This is a genomic window from Trichodesmium erythraeum IMS101 (genome assembly GCF_000014265.1).
GTDB classification, from domain to species: Bacteria; Cyanobacteriota; Cyanobacteriia; order Cyanobacteriales; family Microcoleaceae; genus Trichodesmium; species Trichodesmium erythraeum.
On the sequence record NC_008312.1, the window covers coordinates 3025420 to 3043640 of the forward strand.

At 32.8% G+C, this 18221-nt stretch carries 14 protein-coding genes and 1 pseudogene; 6 read left to right on the top strand and 9 right to left on the bottom strand.

Annotated elements, in window-relative coordinates:
- The first annotated feature begins 577 nt into the window (after window positions 1-577).
- A complete protein-coding gene (locus TERY_RS09215) occupies window positions 578-1042 on the top strand; it encodes an NfeD family protein (RefSeq protein ID WP_011611577.1) in 465 nt (154 codons plus the stop codon).
- 180 nt (window positions 1043-1222) lie between these two features.
- Window positions 1223-2188: an SPFH domain-containing protein gene (locus TERY_RS09220; RefSeq protein ID WP_011611578.1), complete on the top strand. Its 966-nt coding sequence runs from the start codon at window positions 1223-1225 to the stop codon at window positions 2186-2188.
- Between the two features lie 261 nt (window positions 2189-2449).
- Here the strand turns inward: TERY_RS09220 and TERY_RS09225 are convergent, their stop codons facing one another.
- The gene (locus TERY_RS09225; RefSeq protein WP_011611579.1) at window positions 2450-2845 is read right to left on the bottom strand and encodes a transcriptional repressor; all 396 of its coding nucleotides are present in this window, start codon (window positions 2843-2845) and stop codon (window positions 2450-2452) included.
- 83 nt (window positions 2846-2928) lie between these two features.
- Here TERY_RS09225 and purS point away from each other — a divergent pair, with 83 nt between their 5' ends.
- On the top strand, window positions 2929-3192 hold the full coding sequence (purS, locus tag TERY_RS09230) for a phosphoribosylformylglycinamidine synthase subunit PurS (protein ID WP_011611580.1): 264 nt from the start codon (window positions 2929-2931) through the stop codon (window positions 3190-3192).
- A 252-nt stretch (window positions 3193-3444) separates the two neighbouring features.
- Window positions 3445-4140 carry a phosphoribosylformylglycinamidine synthase subunit PurQ gene (purQ, locus tag TERY_RS09235; protein WP_011611581.1) on the top strand — a complete coding sequence of 232 codons (696 nt, stop codon included), beginning with the start codon at window positions 3445-3447 and terminating at the stop codon, window positions 4138-4140.
- Between the two features lie 2417 nt (window positions 4141-6557).
- Here the strand turns inward: purQ and sigC are convergent.
- The 3 genes and pseudogenes from sigC to TERY_RS36635 all read right to left on the bottom strand — a co-directional run bounded on the left by sigC (window position 6558) and on the right by TERY_RS36635 (window position 10133).
- Window positions 6558-7790: an RNA polymerase sigma factor SigC gene (gene sigC / locus TERY_RS09245; RefSeq protein WP_011611582.1), complete on the bottom strand. Its 1233-nt coding sequence runs from the start codon at window positions 7788-7790 to the stop codon at window positions 6558-6560.
- A gap of 711 nt (window positions 7791-8501) precedes the next feature.
- Window positions 8502-9386, bottom strand: a pseudogene (gene lipA / locus TERY_RS09250) (lipoyl synthase); the annotation flags it as partial.
- 615 nt (window positions 9387-10001) lie between these two features.
- Window positions 10002-10133, bottom strand: a complete 132-nt coding sequence (locus TERY_RS36635) for a hypothetical protein (protein WP_370496925.1) — start codon at window positions 10131-10133, stop codon at window positions 10002-10004.
- Between the two features lie 138 nt (window positions 10134-10271).
- On the opposite strand from TERY_RS36635, the gene TERY_RS09255 reads away from it, so the two are divergent.
- Complete coding sequence (locus TERY_RS09255; protein ID WP_011611584.1) at window positions 10272-10784, top strand: transcriptional repressor; 513 nt, start codon at window positions 10272-10274, stop codon at window positions 10782-10784.
- 156 nt (window positions 10785-10940) lie between these two features.
- Here TERY_RS09255 and TERY_RS09260 read toward each other — a convergent pair whose 3' ends face one another.
- From TERY_RS09260 to TERY_RS36640, 5 genes are all read right to left on the bottom strand, one after another.
- Window positions 10941-12404 (bottom strand): peptidoglycan-binding protein, encoded by a 1464-nt coding sequence (locus tag TERY_RS09260; protein ID WP_011611585.1) that lies wholly within the window; start codon window positions 12402-12404, stop codon window positions 10941-10943.
- 775 nt (window positions 12405-13179) lie between these two features.
- Window positions 13180-13356, bottom strand: a complete 177-nt coding sequence (locus tag TERY_RS34910) for a hypothetical protein (RefSeq protein WP_011611586.1) — start codon at window positions 13354-13356, stop codon at window positions 13180-13182.
- Window positions 13357-14523: 1167 nt separating this feature from the next.
- Window positions 14524-14682 carry an HNH endonuclease gene (locus tag TERY_RS27710; RefSeq protein WP_081432424.1) on the bottom strand — a complete coding sequence of 53 codons (159 nt, stop codon included), beginning with the start codon at window positions 14680-14682 and terminating at the stop codon, window positions 14524-14526.
- 767 nt (window positions 14683-15449) lie between these two features.
- Window positions 15450-16133 carry a tRNA (guanosine(37)-N1)-methyltransferase TrmD gene (trmD, locus tag TERY_RS09265; protein WP_011611587.1) on the bottom strand — a complete coding sequence of 228 codons (684 nt, stop codon included), beginning with the start codon at window positions 16131-16133 and terminating at the stop codon, window positions 15450-15452.
- A gap of 400 nt (window positions 16134-16533) precedes the next feature.
- Window positions 16534-16683, bottom strand: coding sequence for a reverse transcriptase N-terminal domain-containing protein (locus tag TERY_RS36640; protein ID WP_011611588.1), 150 nt, complete (start codon window positions 16681-16683; stop codon window positions 16534-16536).
- 591 nt (window positions 16684-17274) lie between these two features.
- On the opposite strand from TERY_RS36640, the gene TERY_RS09270 reads away from it, so the two are divergent.
- The gene (locus tag TERY_RS09270) at window positions 17275-18150 is read left to right on the top strand and encodes a cyanophycinase (protein WP_011611589.1); all 876 of its coding nucleotides are present in this window, start codon (window positions 17275-17277) and stop codon (window positions 18148-18150) included.
- Window positions 18151-18221: the final 71 nt, after the last annotated feature.

Genomic DNA, 18221 nt, shown 5'->3' on the forward strand with positions numbered 1-18221 from the left:
GATAATTTTCGTGTTGGTATTGTTTTTTTGCTTTTAATAAATAAATTACTTAGGAGGTTTTCAGAGGACTTTTTTAAGGTCAAAGCGCAAAGATATATTAAAATAGAACTTGCCTTGATCAATCTTACCGAAAAATTATTGGGTTTGAAGCCTTACCCCTATAGGCTAACTTTTATTTGTTTTGGTTTTATAAATATACTATTATACTATTTATTAGTAGCATTTAAGGTTTTTGAGGCACAAAATAAATGGGTTTAAAGCCAGTATTCAGACTAAAAAAAAATACTAGGGTTCCCTATATGCTGAAAAAGTTGATGCTCCTAAGCCACTTAAGAAACAAATGAATCTGCACAAGTTGTCCACAAAAATAATTAGTGAAAACCAAACAGTTATTAATGCCTCCATACCGGAATGTTCGACTTTGAGCAGCTATGGGTGAAAATCCCTGTTAACTTTTGTACTAGATGTTTTAGACAGGGTTGAAATCTCCTGTTTAGCCTAAAAAAAAATGCTTTTGCTAATTTTGTTAAATACTAACCGCTGATAACTTCTTTAATCTCACTGATCCTATTTATCCGTGCTATTAAATCCAACTATATTTTGGTTACTAGCTGGGGCAACACTTTGTTTTTTAGAATTCTTTGTGCCCACGGCTTTTGTTGAATTTATGATGGGACTGAGTGCCTTTGTTGTGGCACTTGTGTCCCTCTTAATTCCTAGTGTGAGTTTACAGGTAGCCTTGTGGATGATTTTTTCTGTAGCTTCTATTTTTGCTTTCCGTTATCTGTTGCCCCACCGTAAAATAGCTATTATTGCTGATTCCAAGGAAGGAGAAACTTTAACAGAAATATTACCAGGTCAGCCTGGTAGAGTACTCTATGAAGGTAATTCTTGGCGAGCTAAATGTGACGATCAAGATATTATGATTCCTGCTCAAGAAAAAGTTATTGTCCTTAGACGAGAAGGTAATACTTTATTTATATTGCCAGAAAATTTATTAAATTCTTCAGTTTATCTTCCCAACCAAAATCAATTGAAATAACAGCTAATACAAATCCTTAAAAATTTTGCTATACTTAATATTTTCGATCTCTAAATACTATTTATTGAGGTAATTTTATTCTTAACTCACCTCTATGATATTTGTAGTAGTTTTTAGGAAAATCCAAGTGTAGCATTAATTTAGATAAATCTTATAATTTAGATAATTAGGAGATGAAAAATGCAACAGTTTTTTTTACTTGTATTTTTAGTTTTAGGTGGTTCAAGTTTAGCAGGAAGTGTCAAAGTTATTAATCAAGGCAATGAAGCTTTGGTTGAAACTTTAGGTAGATATAACGGCAGAAAATTAGATGCTGGTTTGAAACTTATTATACCATTTTTAGATAAAATTTCTTATCAAGAAACTATTCGTGAAAAAGTATTAGATATTAAACCTCAACCATGTATTACTAGAGATAATGTAGCAATTAGTGTAGATGCTGTAGTTTATTGGCGAATTATGGATATGGAGAAAGCTTACTATAAAGTAGAAAATCTCCAATCTGCAATGACTAATTTAGTTTTAACTCAAATTCGGGCAGAAATGGGTAAATTAGAATTAGACCAAACTTTTACAGCTCGCACGGAAATTAATGAGGTATTACTCAGAGAATTAGACATTGCTACTGACCCTTGGGGAGTAAAAGTAACTAGGGTAGAGTTACGAGATATTAGCCCATCAAAAGCAGTACAAGATTCTATGGAATTACAAATGACTGCAGAACGAAAAAAACGGGCAGCAATTTTAACTTCAGAAGGGGAAAGAGATTCTGCTATTAACTCTGCCAGAGGTAGAGCAGAATCACAAGTTCTTGATGCTCAAGCACGTCAAAAGGCAACTGTTTTAGAAGCAGAAGCACAACAAAAAGCAATTGTCTTGAAGGCTCAAGCTGAACGTCAATCTCAGGTATTGAAAGCTCAAGCAACTGCTGAAGCATTAGAAATTATTACTAAGACTCTCCGTAAAGACCCCAATGCAAAGGAGGCACTCGAATTTTTATTGGCTCAAAATTATCTGGATATGGGTCAAAAAATTGGTACTAGTGAAAGTAGTAAAGTTATGTTTATGGACCCTCGAAATATTCCAGCAACTTTAGAAGGTATGCGTTCTATTGTGACAGACAACAAAAATTCAGTGAGCATTTAGAAGAATGGTAGTTTAGCAAAAAATTTGGTTTAAAGTCTTTCTCATAAGCAGACAATTTATTAGTTGTTTTTTTTGAATAAATATGTTAATATAAACTCTAGTTTCAGTTAGTTGTTTGTGAGTATTCTAGGATAAAAACAGAAATGCACTTCAAGGGGTTTGACTAGGGCCAACCTTTGGAGTAGACTAAGATAAAGGTCAATCCGTATTTTATTAGCTTTAGATTGTAAGACTACCCCAAACTAATAGCTGGGGAGAATGTTAAGAAATATCTTCAGTTAAGGTACAGCGTTCACAAAGCCCAAAAAATTCCAAAGTATGGTAAAAAATCTTAAATTTGTAGGACTGCTGTAATTTATCCTCCAAATTGTAGACAGGACATTTATTAATAGGTATAGAAGTCCCACATTTAACACAATTCAAATAATATTGGTCTTGCTGTAGACAACTATAAACAGATTCACCATTGACCAAAGTCCGAACAATTACTACACCCTCTTTTTTGAGAGCATCCAAAGAACGATATATTGTTGCTAGCCCCAGAGGTCTGTCATATCTGCGTAGTTTTAAATAAATATCTTGAGCAGATAGCGATCGCTTCTGGTTTTTTAGTAATTTTAAAATACGTTCTTGAGAATGGGTGCGCTTGGTTTTCATGGCCAATATAGTTAATTTAGGTTAAACTTAACAGATAATATCTGAGTGAGTAGTTCAATTAAAATCTAAAACTTTGTACTAAAGTGATCAAAAAATATCAGGTATATATTTATGTTACCCTAAGACCATCTGTTTTAGACCCTGCTGGTACCGCAGTTAAATCTGGTTTAGCACAGATGGGACATAAAAATTTAGAACAAATTAGAATTGGTAAATATATTGAGTTGAAACTTAATGCAACAGATGAAGAAACTGCTAGAGAACAAGTAGAATTAATTTGTGATCAATTATTAGCAAATCCTGTCATTGAAAATTATCGCTTTGAATTAAATGAAGTAAAAATATAAGAAGGAAGAAGGAAGAAGTGAGAAAATATTTAATTTAGGATTTTGTTTCTCAGACTAATCTTCCTCTTAATATTGCTAGAAGATATGGGAAAACCTATAAGGAAGACTCTTATGGTAATTGCCATCAATATTGCCTTTAATACCGGCTTGTGTGAAACTTTTACCATAAAATAATTAAACAGTAGATGGTTTAAAAAAACAGACAAAGCCTTCTACATTAGGGTCGGAAGAATGACTTAATTGAAAATTAATATGAAATTTGGCATTATTATTTTTCCTGGTTCAAATTGCGATCGGGATGTAGCTTGGGTAACTCAGGGGTTATTGGGTCAACCAACTCGCATGGTTTGGCACCAAGAAGAAGATATTTCTGATCTGGATGTAATAGTTATCCCTGGAGGCTTCAGTTATGGAGATTATTTAAGATGTGGAGCAATTGCCCGTTTTTCTCCAGTAATGAAAGCAACTATTACCCACGCTCAAAAGGGGAAATTAGTTTTAGGAATATGTAATGGTTTCCAGATATTGACAGAAATAGGGTTATTGCCTGGAGTCTTGGTGCGAAATCATAAATTAAATTTTATTTGCAATCAAACTTATATCAGAGTAGAAAATTCTAATACTCCTTGGACATCTGCTTATAGAACAAAAGAAATAATTAGTTTGCCAATAGCTCATGGGGAAGGTTGTTATTATGTTGATGTAGATACTTTGCAAGAATTAGAAAATAATCGTCAAATCTTGTTTCGTTACTGCACAAAAAATGGTGGAATTAGCCCAGAAGCTAATCCTAATGGTTCTTTAAACAATATTGCTGGTATCTGCAACCGTCAAGGTAATGTGTTGGCAATGATGCCTCATCCGGAAAGAGCATCAGACCCAATTTTAGGTAATACAGATGGCATGAAATTGTTTAAAGGGTTATTAATGGATGTAGTTAGAATATAAACTACAGTCATCTATACCAGTTGCTTTCGTTCTGAAAATAGTTAAACCTCAACGAGTCTATTTCCGATTAACCTTATATAAGGCTCGTTGGCCTTCAAAATCTTGTATAAGACTTTCACCTCACACAACTTCTTTCTTAAAAGTCCCTTAACATAGGTACATCCTTCAAAGTTAGTATATTCCTGATGAGTTCTAATAGTTACTGTTTTTTTATCTAAGCCACCATACTCAAGTTATACAGCATCTTTACTGCATTGACTTAGGTAAAGTTTTAGCACAATATTTAGCTGTTGTTAGTAGAAACAATTACTCATAAGTAGCTAAACTTTTTTATGCTTTGGAAGACCTTTGATTTTTACTATTTTACCTGATATTTTTTCTGATTTATTCTATATTAGTTCAGCAATATTTTTATATACCGCCGGTTTTATCTAGGGACACAATTTATTTTTAATGGGCAATAGTAAATTTTTCACAGTTTAAGTAACTGAACAAAATTAATTACACAAATAACTAATAATATATTATTCTATAAACTGAGGGGATTAAGTATACTATAATATGATATTTTTCAGATTCATAAGAAAGATGATTGACGATTTAAAATGTTATTGAATCTATTCATTTTCAGCTCTGGATCCTGATGATGATTTCTGAGTCCTAAAAAATTCCCCTTAAAAATGTTATTGAATCTATTCATTTTCAGCCTAGGTTTTAGTGACTTTAATTAATATCTGGTTCCAACCGGAAATTATTAGAGTCAGTTAATGACTTTTTTGAGTAGTAAAAATTGATTTACTAACCCAATGTGGTTGATGCCAAGTATTCTTTTCTTATGAGGTCAAATTTATCTCCATACCAACCAAGATTTCCTCAATTTTTCCCTGATTTATTTCTCTGATCAATTGATAAAAAAATATCCGATTAATCCTAATTATTGTGAAGTGTAATTAAGTCTTTTTGTTTAACCTTTTTACCAATAAAATATCATCGACTATAAAAACTATTAGCTACTAATATTATAAATTACAATCTTGGGATCCGATTCTTTATAAGGTTACTGATAGTCATAAAAAAACTCAATACAAATATTTAGGAAAAGCTGATAGTAAAGCTCATATTGATACATTCAAAAAAATGACTCAAAGAAATCTTATTAATGAATTAGAAAGGGTTGTTCATTCCCTTCAAAAAACCTTATTTGGAGATTTGTTTCCGTATAGAAATTAAACTATGCCCATTGTGAAGCTCTTCAATATTCTCAAAAAGATAAAAAATCAAATCATTTTTGGTTTGATTTTGCCTCTAAACTCTTTGAAAAAAAACTCGCAAAAAGAATCCCACTAAAAATGATGAATTAGTAAAAGCAAAAAAAGTTAAAGAGGATAAATCAGCAAAATTGCAAACATAAATAGAACCCATAAGGCAAGTAGTATTTATAATTTACAAAGATCATTATGCTATGGCGATATCTTGATCGGTTATGCTTGGGGAAGAACAGATAAAATAACAGAAATTTCGCTTCACTAATAAAAAATTAAGGCTTACTTATTCTGGCATCTTAGACTATCAAAGCAAAGAATTTATTATTCAATAAAAAAGGTGGAAATACTGAAAATATCATGAAAAATATTTAAGTATTTACAGCAGCAAAGGTAGGGAAAAAGATCAGTAATATTTAGGGATAGAGCCACTGATAATAATTTGAGATAATTTCAAAAATATTTAATAACAAAAAATAGCTAAAAAAATCGAAGAATAATGGTTAATAAATTGTACAAAATTTGCTCTTAATGTCGCGGAGCAAAATAGAGCCACTGATCATAACTTGAGATAATTTCAAAAATATTTAATAACAAAAAATAGCTGAAAAATCTATTGAATATATTTGCTGACAAGCCCAAAATTTTATAAGAGAATTTGATGATCTTTGCAATTATTTGAAAATGGTTAAGTGACTATTTAAGTTTTTTCCCTATAGTCAAATATTCGACTTTCCCAAACTTTTTCAGTATATAATTTTGCCGCAACCAATGCGCAGAATACTATATCATGGCTAACTTTTTCTAGGTGGTTAGCTAAATTAGTTAAAGTATAGTCTTTGTGAGAATTGATTAAGTACTGGTATAAAATAAATATAATTAAAATTAATATTTTTTTTAAAATTAGTAACAATTTAATTGCCTAATAATTAATTATAGCAATCGAAAAAAAGCTTAGGACTCTGAACTATTCCTGATCTGCTCATGTAACCGAAATTAATATCTTAACCTATGCTTCGACTGCTATATCTTATAATTGAGATTTTTTAGGAATTAATTTTATACTTTTTTATAAATATCTCTAATAATGAGTAAACAACATATAGGGTACTTGAATAACTCCTAATTATATTATTTGAGTGATCTCAATTTTTTTTAATTCAAAGATTCTAAATAATCCTGTATTTGATTACGAAACTTTGGTTGACGCAACTTATGTAGAGCCTTGACTTCAATTTGACGTACTCGTTCCCGAGAGAGTTTCAATGCAGACGCAATTTCTGATAAGGAGCAGGCACGACCATCTTCTAAGCCATAACGCATAGTAATTACATACCTTTCTCGTTGAGTTAAATCTAATAGTAACTCTTTTAAAGCTTGTACCAGAGACTCTCGTATTAACATTTCTTCTGGAGAAGCATCTTTAGTTTCCAGAAGTTCCCCTAATTCAGTATCTCTATCCCTACCGACCTTAGTTTCTAAGGAAACCGAGTGTGGAATTTTTACTAACACTTCTCGAACTTGGGCAGCTGTAATTTTTAATTCTCGGGCAATTTCTTCAACTTTAGCCGTATATCCTTTTTCTTGAAAAATTTTTTGTTGTACTTTTTTGATTTTATTTAATTTTTCGCTAACATGGATAGGTAAACGAATTGTTCGACTTTGAGTAGCAATTGCTCTTGTAATTCCTTGACGAATCCACCAGTAAGCATAAGTGCTAAATCTATATCCCCGTTGTGGATCAAATTTTTCAACAGCTCTTTCTAAACCCAAAGTACCTTCTTGGATTAAATCTAAAAGTTCTACACCACGATTTTGATACTTTTTTGCTATTGAGACTACTAAGCGCAAGTTAGTACTTATCATCTGATGTCTCGCTTCAATGCCTTCGGTTTGAATTTGCTCAAGTTCCTTTACATTTAAACCTGTTAACTTTGCCCAGCGAAGTTTTCCTACAGCAATGATCTCTTTCAGTTCTGCCATAGATAAATTTCCTGCCTTTAGCCACCGCTCAAATGATGGTTTATGTCCTAAACGAGCTGCCAGACGATCACGAATCTTGATCATCTCAACATAACGCTGAATTTCTTGTTCTTGTTCAGCGGCTTTGTTGCGTAACTCCAATAAATGTACATAACGTTGAACTTTTTGAGCTGTAGAAACTTCTTGATCTCTTTGAAGCAAATCAACTCGCCCAATTTCTTGGAGGTATGAACGGACTGAATCTCTGCCACTATAGTTAGTGTTTATTTGAGAACTATCTACTTTTTTATCCTCTATTGTTAATTCATTGATAGTTTGACCTAGATGTTCAGAACACTCATTCTGCAAGTTATTAGATTGCAGTGTGTCTTCAGTGTAAGGATAAATTTCTGAGGTAGTGATCATCTCGTTTACTCCTGAAAAGAGGCTACACTTAGTTATGGTCTATTAATAAAATGCCTAATTTATAAAAAGTTGGCGTTTTTTATACTTATGTTTTCTGATTAATAACAACAACCTAGACTAAATGGACTTAGGGGATCGCTTATACTAAGTTTATTAACTCTATAGCAATAGCAGTTCCCAATTAAATGAGGAACACTAAAAGCTTTAATTAATAAAATTTTTAGCTTTAAATAGTTACCTCACTCTTTAGGGAAAGACTGTCGACTATTAAAGTACATTTGTCTATTATTTGTTCTCTCCAGTTAACTTCTTTAGACCTAATCGTTAGTATATTAATATTTATGCAATAAAAAAGTGACCTTCATCAGAAGCTATATTAATACTCATCACTATTAGAGTTGTTCCCGATCACTTCATAAATTTTTTTATTATGGCAGTTAAATTTTTTCTTTTCAGTATTTTTATATTTTTGTAGTTTTAATTTTTCAGAAATATTTCTCTTATATTTTATTTAGTGATTTATATGTAGTATATTTAATATATTTACCTATCTATTTTCAGGTATCAAGTTACTCAGAATACAATAATCATCTCTCAACATCACACTTTACCAGTAACTAGATATACCACCATGAGTGATGGATTATATACCTACTAAGCTACTATCCTTTTCGCAGATTTCATAAAAAGGTAAAAATTAGAAGTAAATTGCTAACTTTTGGTCTTTGGATAATTTACCATCAATTCTTTTACCTCTTCAGCATGATATGAGCTACGAGTCAAGGGCGAAGCCACAACTTGTAAAAATCCCATTGAAAGCCCTATTTTTTTCCATTGATCAAATTGTTCAGGTTTGATGAAAGTATCTACTGGTAGATGTTTAAGACTTGGTTGTAGGTATTGTCCAATAGTTAAAATATCACAGTCAACAACTCGTAAGTCCTTCATTACCTCTTGGACTTCTGCGTCAGTTTCTCCGACACCTACCATAATTCCAGATTTTGTATATATTTCTGGGGCTAATTCTCGAGCTCGCTTCAACAGTTCTAATGTTCGATGATAATTACCTTGAGGCCTAACTCGGCGATATAACCGTTGAACAGTCTCAGTATTATGATTAATAACTTCTGGTTTAGCATTAAGAATAATTTCTAAAGCTTGCCAATTACCACATAAATCTGGTATCAGGACTTCTATAGTAGTCTGAGGTGAAATTGCCCGGACTTGAGAAATACATTTAGCAAACTGAGTAGCACCTCCATCAGTTAAATCATCCCTATTGACAGAAGTAATAACTACATGATTAAGTCTTAATCTTTTTACTGCTTCTGCTAGCTGTTTTGGTTCATTAACATCTAAAGGCTGAGGTTTTTTCTCAAAATTAATATCACAGTAAGGACAAGCACGAGTACAAGCTGGTCCCATAATTAAAAAAGTTGCTGTCCCAGCATTAAAACATTCACCAATGTTTGGACAGGAAGCTTCTTCACAGACCGTTTTGAGACTTAAGTCTCGCAAAATTTCTTTAACCGTACCGACTCTCTGCCATTGGGGAGCTTTGACTCTTAACCAATCTGGTTTTACTACCACTTTTTCCTCTGCTGTAGTTTTATCTACACATTAACCTTAACAAATATATCACCCTACTAACAAGGGTTTTGAGTAAATTTATTTAGATAGTAGAGCTATATAGAAATAATTTGAGACTTTACCTTGATGATAATGAGCGAGGAGTAGATTTAGGAGTAGAAACTAAGCAGTAGTAGAAACATACCTACCCAATATGAATACTCATATCTTGTCACTCTCTTTGAAGTTATCAATTTACTGTTTTGCATTACGCCAGAAACATTTAGTTGCTCCAAGCAAAACCCTTTAGTAAGGAATTACTTAAAGACACTAACTATATAGTGCAGACTTCAGTTTACTTTTGTTTTATTGCTCTTCCGTTGCGAAGAGCGATCGCTTGACTATTCATTAAAAAAGCTTCAGTTATTAGAGTCGGATAAATTTGACTTTAACTGCAGTATCTTTCAATTCTAATGTCAGATAATCTGATCACAATTCCTGATTTACTTGAGCATTGAAATCCTTCTAACATGAAATCAAAAATTATGAAAGACAGATTTCCATCTCTTCAAACAACCTAAATTTTCAGACTCAAAGCTGGTTGATACATGATTTGAATTAGCGCTATGGGCAAAGCGCGACTTACGTTTTCCAAGCTATTCGTTTTGAAGTATCGGTTTGGCCATCCGCGACTAAGTCAGAAAGTGTTAGTTGAATTAGAATTTCTAGTATTTTTTCTTTGACTTTTTCAACTACTAGGAAACCCCTGATCATTAAAATTTAACTTTTCTTCCTAAATTCGGACATTTTATCACTCCTTATAGCAAGTAATTATCAATAAATTACTTTTTTTGACAATCATTTAGTAATTGTGTATCATTGTCAATAACTATAGATTTTTGATAAAATACCGTGGCTCTTTACACACCATCTTCATTTAAAGCAGAACTAAATGAAAAAGGTTGGCGAATGACTCCTCAAAGGGAGACAATTTTGCACATTTTTCAAAACCTGCCAAAAGGCAATCATCTGAGTGCCGAAGATCTTTATAACATGTTAAAAAATAGGGGTGAAAGAATTAGTCTATCCACCATTTACAGAACCTTAAAATTAATGGCAAGGATGGGAATTCTACGAGAACTAGAATTAGCAGAAGGGCATAAACATTATGAAATAAATCAACCTTACCCTCATCATCACCATCATCTTGTTTGTGTACAATGTAATAAAACTATTGAATTTAAGAATGATTCTATTTTAAAAATAGGTCTCAAACAAGCCGAAAAATCAGGATTACATCTTTTAGATTGTCAGTTAACTATTCATACAATTTGCTATGAAGCCCTAAGAAAGGGATGGCCTTCCCTAGTTTCTTCTGATTGCTATTGCCCACGAGCACTTGCAGATAAAGAAAACTGTGAATAGATAAAATTTTATGAATAAAAAATAATCCCACTTTATCTAAAAGTGGGGTCACTTCAATTATCAATTATCAGCATATCCCACTGAATCCAAAATTTTTTATCCCCTAAAAAAGACAGGTTATTGACCTAATTTTTGTATCTATCTAAATTAGAGAAATTAGTCTACAATATCTTTCCCACTAACTCCATAAATTAGTTGAGCTTCTGCTACTGCTGATCTAGTTTGTGAATTATAAACTCCATTCAATGGACCAGTATAAAGGCCTTGTAAACGAAGTCGATTTTGAAGTTCTAATACTTGTGTTTGGTTACCAATATCACTAAATTGCTCCTCAGAAATATTTTGGTTGATAATCAAAGGATGTCTTAAGGCCTGTAATGTATCTATTGTTGCTACTCCAGTATCAACTAGTCCCAAATCCTGCTGAAAGCTTCTGACAGCAAATTCTGTTCTAAGTCCAAAAAAACCATCAATCACTCCAGAATAATAACCCAATCTTGTTAATAAAATTTGGAGTTGTTCAACAGCCCAACCTTCATTGCCCGGTTTCAGTAAACCTTGGTATGAGTAATGTTTCCTAGCATAATTCCCTCTAGAGTAAGATACTGGACCTGGAGGTAGAACTTGATCAGCATCAAAAAGAAATGCTTTAGTTGTTTGTCCAACTATACCTGTAGGAGTAATTCTGTTTCTTTTTTGAAAATCAATGACTGCCGTTTCTGTACTTAGATCAAAATAGTTAGTTATCTGCCTCTGATAATAACCTAAACTTCGTAAACGTTGCTGTAATCTCCTCACATCTAGACCTGTGTTTCCCAGCCTCAAAACTCTCTCCACAGGAATAGTTCTGGTCTCAAACAAAAATTCCCTAGTGGTGTATCCTACCTGACCAGTAGGTGTAATTCCATAAACATTTTGAAATTGGATCACCGCAGTTCTAGTTTTTTGGTCATAAATACTATTGATTTGACCTTTGTAAAAGCCTAGTTCTGCTAATTGTCTTTGAATAATTGCTACTTGAGGATTAACTTCTCCAAAAGATAATACTTTTGTGGAAGAATTGAAGAACCGACTATTAGTTTGGCTATTTTTTCTATCTGGAAATAGTAATAACCAGGTAGTAGGTTCAATTTCACCAGTAGGTTTAAGACCCTTTTCTTGCTGGAACTGTTTGACAGCTATTTCTGTTTCTTGACCATAATACCCAGTTAGATTAGCAGTAAAATAGCCTAGTTCTCTAAGTTCTCTTTGAACTTCTGCTACTATCTCTGAAAAGTCTCCACATCTTAAATACACTTGGCTATTGGGAGTAGGAATTACAGCATTATTATCTAGTCTGGAACTAGACACAAAAGAGTTAGGTGCTACTTGTTCTTGAGCTGTTTTATTATTTTGAGTTCTACTAATATTAAAATCACTATAACTATTTGTTTTAGGAATAGAAATGTCTGACACCTGAGCCAAACTATCATTAATTAGAATAGAGTTAACAATTACTGCTGATAAAAAGTTGATGTAAGTTAAATTGAGAAGTTTTTTCCAGTTAAGTTTTTCAATAAATTTTAAATCCTTGATTTCTTTATTAACTAGAAAAAGTTCTATGTATGCAAGGGATTCCATAAATTCTTCTGGGAGATTTTTGTTTTGAGATTAACAAGGGATATGTAATCATTCAGGGAACAGCTATCAGTTATTAACTCATCATCATCAAATAAAGTATAAATTAGTGACCAAAGGAGTATTTTGGAGCTATGAGAGCTGATTTATAAAGTAAATATTAAACGGTTAAATTATTTACTATACTTAGACTTGGTGATAAGTTTAATTCTATAATACCCCAAATTATTAAAAGCTAGGTAATATAATATTTTAAGCTAAGTTAATAAATCAGCTCTGGATGAAATTGGTCATCACCTCATCTTAGAGCTGATTTATACGGTAAACCTCAAGAAGGTGAATTCCTTAAAAAAAATGCTTAAGTTTTAGCAGTTATTGACCAGTAATTCCAACTTACGAAAAGCTAGGTAATATAAAACTCTCAACTAAGTTTAAAAAACAGCTTTCAGTCCTTGCTTGAATATAAGTAGGTAGGCATAAAAAAACTGAGCTGTATTAAGATTTATATACTGACTTCAATCTCATCTACAGAGTTGATTTAAGGTGAATGTAAATTTTGTTACATAGCAACTAATTTAAACACCGACTTATTTATTCAAAACCTAAAAGCTGAATGGGAATCAGATGAATGCTTATAAGCTAAATTGGATTAAAGTAATTAAATTTTTCTTATAATTAATTTTGTATAACTACAGTAAGTATACCTATAATTGTTTTAGGATTGAAAAATCACCAAAAGTTAAGAAATATTATTATCCTTAAATTACACTTCCTTTACTCAAACTAAACCAGCGCGATCACAAATTAAAACTACGATAGCAGCAAAAATAGTAATTCCCAGAGCAGTTAAGGGATTTTGGCCTTGACTAATAGCAAAAGAAGTAACGACACCAGCTCCTAAACCAGCAGTAATAGCTACAACTAATGGGTCACGGTTTGAATGATTATTATACATTTTTAACCCAGGATATTTTTGTTAAACAATTTATATCAAAGTTGTTTGAAGGTTTGAAATTTCCCTGATCAGAAACTGACCATCCCTTGGGGATCTGAATATTGCTTTGTCATGCTATATAAAACATTGGGAAAATTCAAGACTAACAACTTTTTATAAACCTATCACTGAAATATTATGGAAGTGGCAATTATTATAGTTTTGTAACTAAGATTTAGATAAATCTAAATTTCTTAACAAATACTATCTAGGCTTTACCCTGGATGAAACTGTTGATATAACCCTTATCGTACCTTTGAAGTCTAAGTGTGATAAAAACTTAAAAAAAGTGGCATCAAATAACTAGCAAACCCTAGTTATTAAACCTAAAAAACTTTAATAAAAATCCATAAAACTTTATATAGTAAGCTTTGGAGCATTTTAAGTTTTCCCAGAAAAAACAACTCTAATAATGCTTAAACCTTTGTGTTTGCTCTAAAAGTGCAAAGTTCTTGCTCCCCTAAGTTGAAAATATGAGGATTTTCAGCATCTAAAAGGGGAATTTTTATGGACCATTGACCTGACCCATATCTTCTGTAATTTCCCTAAGCCCTAGTGTCACCCTAAAGACTTTTGAAGCCAGTATGCTTGCTATGACCAGGAATATCCACAAGTAATGCTGAAATACTTAGAGGTACACAAAACATACCGTATTAATTTGCTAGGGATACTTGGAAAATTAACCTAAGCTAGGGTAATGAGAGTTTTGATAGGATTTGCATACCTATCCATGATAGATAACTCTTGTAACTTCGGCTATAGTCCTTTAGACTTGGCTAATAGTTTAGGTCATGTACCCTCAAGTTTGACCCAATTAATCAATTAAGACTTATCTAGTTTCTAATTGTAAAAACTAGTAATAACATTTTTGAGTTGAGAATCTTTGACTTCACATTTTTTCCCAAATAAAAAGCTTGAGGTTCTCAAGTTATGAATCTGTGAAGTCCTCAATTTCTTGCTTAATGTTAAACGTTCGCTACGTAAGTTACCCTACCCGACTTGTCTTCAAACTGGACATGAGACTTGAACCTCACCCGACTTATCTTTTCAATGCCCCTTGTCATGGGTACATCCCTTTCCTCTATTATCAACATATCGTTAATCCATTTATATCTATTAGGTAAGTCTTTATAATGTTGGTTTTGGATATCTTTTGTAATCGAAAGGCGTTTTTGTATAGTGACAATATCGGTGCAAAAATTGTTTATTTTTTATTGTGTTGTCAACACCCTTAAACCTTGTTTTTATATGGTCAACTTTTATGAGGTCAGTTAGTCTAAAGGTCAATCCACTTACTTATTCATGGCCCCTCTGACTTTCGTCCTAAATTCCACAGGTACCTTTGGAATGTTTTTTTTGCGAAAGTTTGATTACCTTCGTGTTCATCAGCCTGTAAGTCTTTGCTAGAAGTCTCACTGATTTTGGTAGTTAGAGCTTCGACCTATTTGAACAAACTTCAATGATTGATTTTCAGTCTTTACTATGTAGCCCACGTTGTCAAACCAACAACAAGGCGGTTAGAATTTCACCAACAAGGAGATAAGTTTATCCTCAAGTCAAAGTGTTAACTTCATGTGTTGATTAGGGAAGGCCATTTATACCTAATTCCTTGGTTTAGTAGCCAACCAGTCCCACGTCCAGAAAAAAAATATCATCATTAGCAGTATTTTATAAATATATATATTAACTTTTGTAACTAGATACAAGAAGTTATTCCTTCTTTTTGAAGAGAGTCTGTGGCAGAAGGCAGAAAAATAAGGGAAGCAGAAGAAATGAGGAGAGCAATTTAACCATTAATATAGTTGTGAGTTATGAGCTCTGATAAATATTAATTCTAATTCAGATATTTGAAGCTTATGGCTTAATGGCTTTCTTGGATCAACAAATCCTACTCAGCAAACTCTAATGAAATTAAGGTTAAAAACCAGGAATTTTTTCCTGATTCATTTGACTGGGAAAAATGCAAAAAATTTTACATGAAAATTATGGGCTATTGCCTATTTCCTATTTCCTGCCTTTAAGCCTTAAAATATTTTCACAAAATTTTGATTCAATCAATTATCATCATTTTTGAGCAAATCTGGACGACGAGATTTTGTTCTCTGAAGTTGTTGTTGATAACGCCATCTTGCTATTTCGGCATGATGCCCTGAGAGTAAAACTTCAGGAACTTTCCAACCACGAAAGTTAGCAGGTCGAGTATATTGAGGATAGTCAAGTAATCCCGATTCAAAACTTTCACATTCTAAGGATTCAGCCTTTCCTACAGTTCCAGGAAGTAGTCGAACTACACCATTAATTAAAGCTAAAGCTGGTATTTCTCCGCCTGTAAGGACAAAATCTCCTAAAGATACTTCTCTACTAACTAAATATTGGACTCTTTCATCAATACCTTCATAATGGCCACAAATTAGAATTAGTTGTTCATAATCTGTAGCTAGTTCTCGAAATAGTCCTTGGTGCATTCTTTTTCCCTGAGGAGTTAATAGAATTACTTCTCGTTTGGAAAGAGTTGGCAATGATTCTACAGCAGCAAATATAGGCTCTGGTTTTAAAACCATTCCTACTCCTCCACCATAAGACTCATCATCAACTTTTTTATACTTATCTGTGGTATAATTACGAGGATTAACTAGATTAACCTTGGCAATATTTTTGTTAAAGGCTCTCCCTAGTAAACCTGAATTTAGAGGTGTTGTAAAAAAATCTGGGAACAGGGTAATAACATCAAATCGCACAGAAGTAAAATTAAGTTATAAGGTTTTATAAAAAATGTATGACATTCTTGAGAGTTACAATAATTGCGCAAAAGGTATGTAATTAATGTAATTGCCATAACTTAGGAAGGAATCTAAAAAACTAATGTATCATAAAAATGCGTAAACCCTGATTGATTTTATAAAGCAGACTATGGGGTTACAAGTCCTTAGACTAAGCAAGCACTTTTCTGGAAAAATTATTTATAGAAACTGTCAAAAGAATTGTTGGATATATTCGGCATCAAGTATATATTTCGGTTTTTTACTAATGTCTCTATGTATAGTCACTATGGCATCATATTTTGATGCTCCTGGTCTAATAAAACTATAATTATTAGATTCAAACGGTGCGTTTTATTCCAGCTCTAACATATTTTGTCTATTTAGAAGGTTTGCTAAGGGGCGATCCCTGTTTGGGAGAAAGCTTTTTAATTCCATCCATCCCAGCAGTTTTCTTACCTTGGTTATCCTGGAATGCCCGTCTAACAGATAGGACCAAGGCATAATAACTTTTGGGCATAAATCTCATTTACCCATCTTGCAGATTTTTCCACGTCTGGATGCTTTGTAAATTAAAAAGCATCAATTTTTGCAACTTAAATATATTCTTCAGAACGCTCTGCCAGTCTGTGTCTTTCAATAAAAGATTAGGATTAACATTTACCTGGAACGTTATAAGGATATAAGAGTTATCTCTAGCTTGGGGTTTTCCTCCTGTATTAAGCTATGATAGATATCTATTGTCCCAATACTGGGCATAAAGTGGGTATATAATTATACCACAATAAATAAATACAAATTTATAGAACCTATTCCATAGCTCCTTGGCTAATAATTAGCCCTAAATTTTATTGTTTTAATTATGATTGGCATAAATAAATAGTTTTCAGTTGTCCATTACAGAAGTTTTAAATGGATAAAATTGCTCAGTAAGCTAGCTACTTCAACAAAGGTATTTAGCTAAAATAAGGAGACTAAATGAGTTATAATTAAAATAATCAAATGTTGAAAAATTATAGAGCAAGTTGGGTACTTGCAAGGTTATAAGATAATCTACTATCATAACAGATTATTAAAATTATCAAAATTGAATGTGTACCTGCTTTCTAAGATTAACAATATGCAGTTAGAGTCTCAAAGCTTAGAACTAGATACATTACGTCCGACAAAAACAACTATTATGGTGATTGGAGGGGCAGAGGATAAAGTTCATGGAAAAGAGATTCTACAAACTTTTTTTAATCGTTCAGGAGGAGTAAATGCTAAACTAGCAGTTATTCCTTCCGCTTCGAGAGAACCGGGATCCCAAGGAGATAGATACCGCAAGGTGTTTAAAGACATGGGTACTCTGAATGATAATATTAGAATATTTGATATTCGGGAAAGGTATCAAGGAGAAGACCCAATCTGGTTAAAGTATTTGGAAGACTGCACTGGAGTATTTATGACTGGTGGAGACCAACTACGTCTTTGTTCCTTACTTGCTGAGACACCTTTAATGGACAATATTAGAAGTAAAGCCCTAGAAGGAAAAATCGCCCTAGCTGGAACAAGTGCAGGGGCAGCAGTGATGGGCTACCACATGATAGCAGGTGGTGGTAGTGGCTCATCTCCCAATAGGTCTTTAGTTGACATAACAAAAGGTCTAGCTATATTGCCAGACTTAATAGTAGACCAACATTTTCATAACAGAAATCGTATGGCCCGTTTATTAAGCGCGATCGCCACTCATTCAGACAAAGTTGGTATAGGCATAGATGAAGATACCTGCGCATTGTTTGAAAGAGACAGTATGATCCAAGTTATGGGTAAAGGTACAGTCACAATTATAGATCCAGTAGAAATGTCCTATACAAATTCAGCAAAAGTAGGGGTAGAAGATCCTTTGAGTTTATCGAATCTCAGAGTACATATACTATGTCATGGTGATGGTTACGATCTCCATTCCCACACTATGAAACCAGGACTTTCTGAAACAATTATGCCTCTAGACTAATAGAATTTCTGATAATTTATCAGTTCTTGAGCAGTTAGTCTCTGCAAATGAGTAGCTGATCTAATTGGTAG

Bases quoted from the DNA above. Each gene is read 5' to 3' on its own strand.
- TERY_RS09260 (WP_011611585.1), bottom strand. From the start codon at position 12,404: ATGGAATCCCTTGCATACATAGAACTTTTTCTAGTTAATAAAGAAATC.
- TERY_RS09225 (WP_011611579.1), bottom strand. From the start codon at position 2,845: ATGAAAACCAAGCGCACCCATTCTCAAGAACGTATTTTAAAATTACTA.
- TERY_RS36635 (WP_370496925.1), bottom strand. From the start codon at position 10,133: ATGATCAGGGGTTTCCTAGTAGTTGAAAAAGTCAAAGAAAAAATACTA.
- TERY_RS09270 (WP_011611589.1), top strand. From the start codon at position 17,275: ATGCAGTTAGAGTCTCAAAGCTTAGAACTAGATACATTACGTCCGACA.
- TERY_RS09220 (WP_011611578.1), top strand. From the start codon at position 1,223: ATGCAACAGTTTTTTTTACTTGTATTTTTAGTTTTAGGTGGTTCAAGT.
- TERY_RS34910 (WP_011611586.1), bottom strand. From the start codon at position 13,356: ATGTATAATAATCATTCAAACCGTGACCCATTAGTTGTAGCTATTACT.
- TERY_RS36640 (WP_011611588.1), bottom strand. From the start codon at position 16,683: ATGAGATTTATGCCCAAAAGTTATTATGCCTTGGTCCTATCTGTTAGA.
- sigC (WP_011611582.1), bottom strand. From the start codon at position 7,790: ATGATCACTACCTCAGAAATTTATCCTTACACTGAAGACACACTGCAA.
- purQ (WP_011611581.1), top strand. From the start codon at position 3,445: ATGAAATTTGGCATTATTATTTTTCCTGGTTCAAATTGCGATCGGGAT.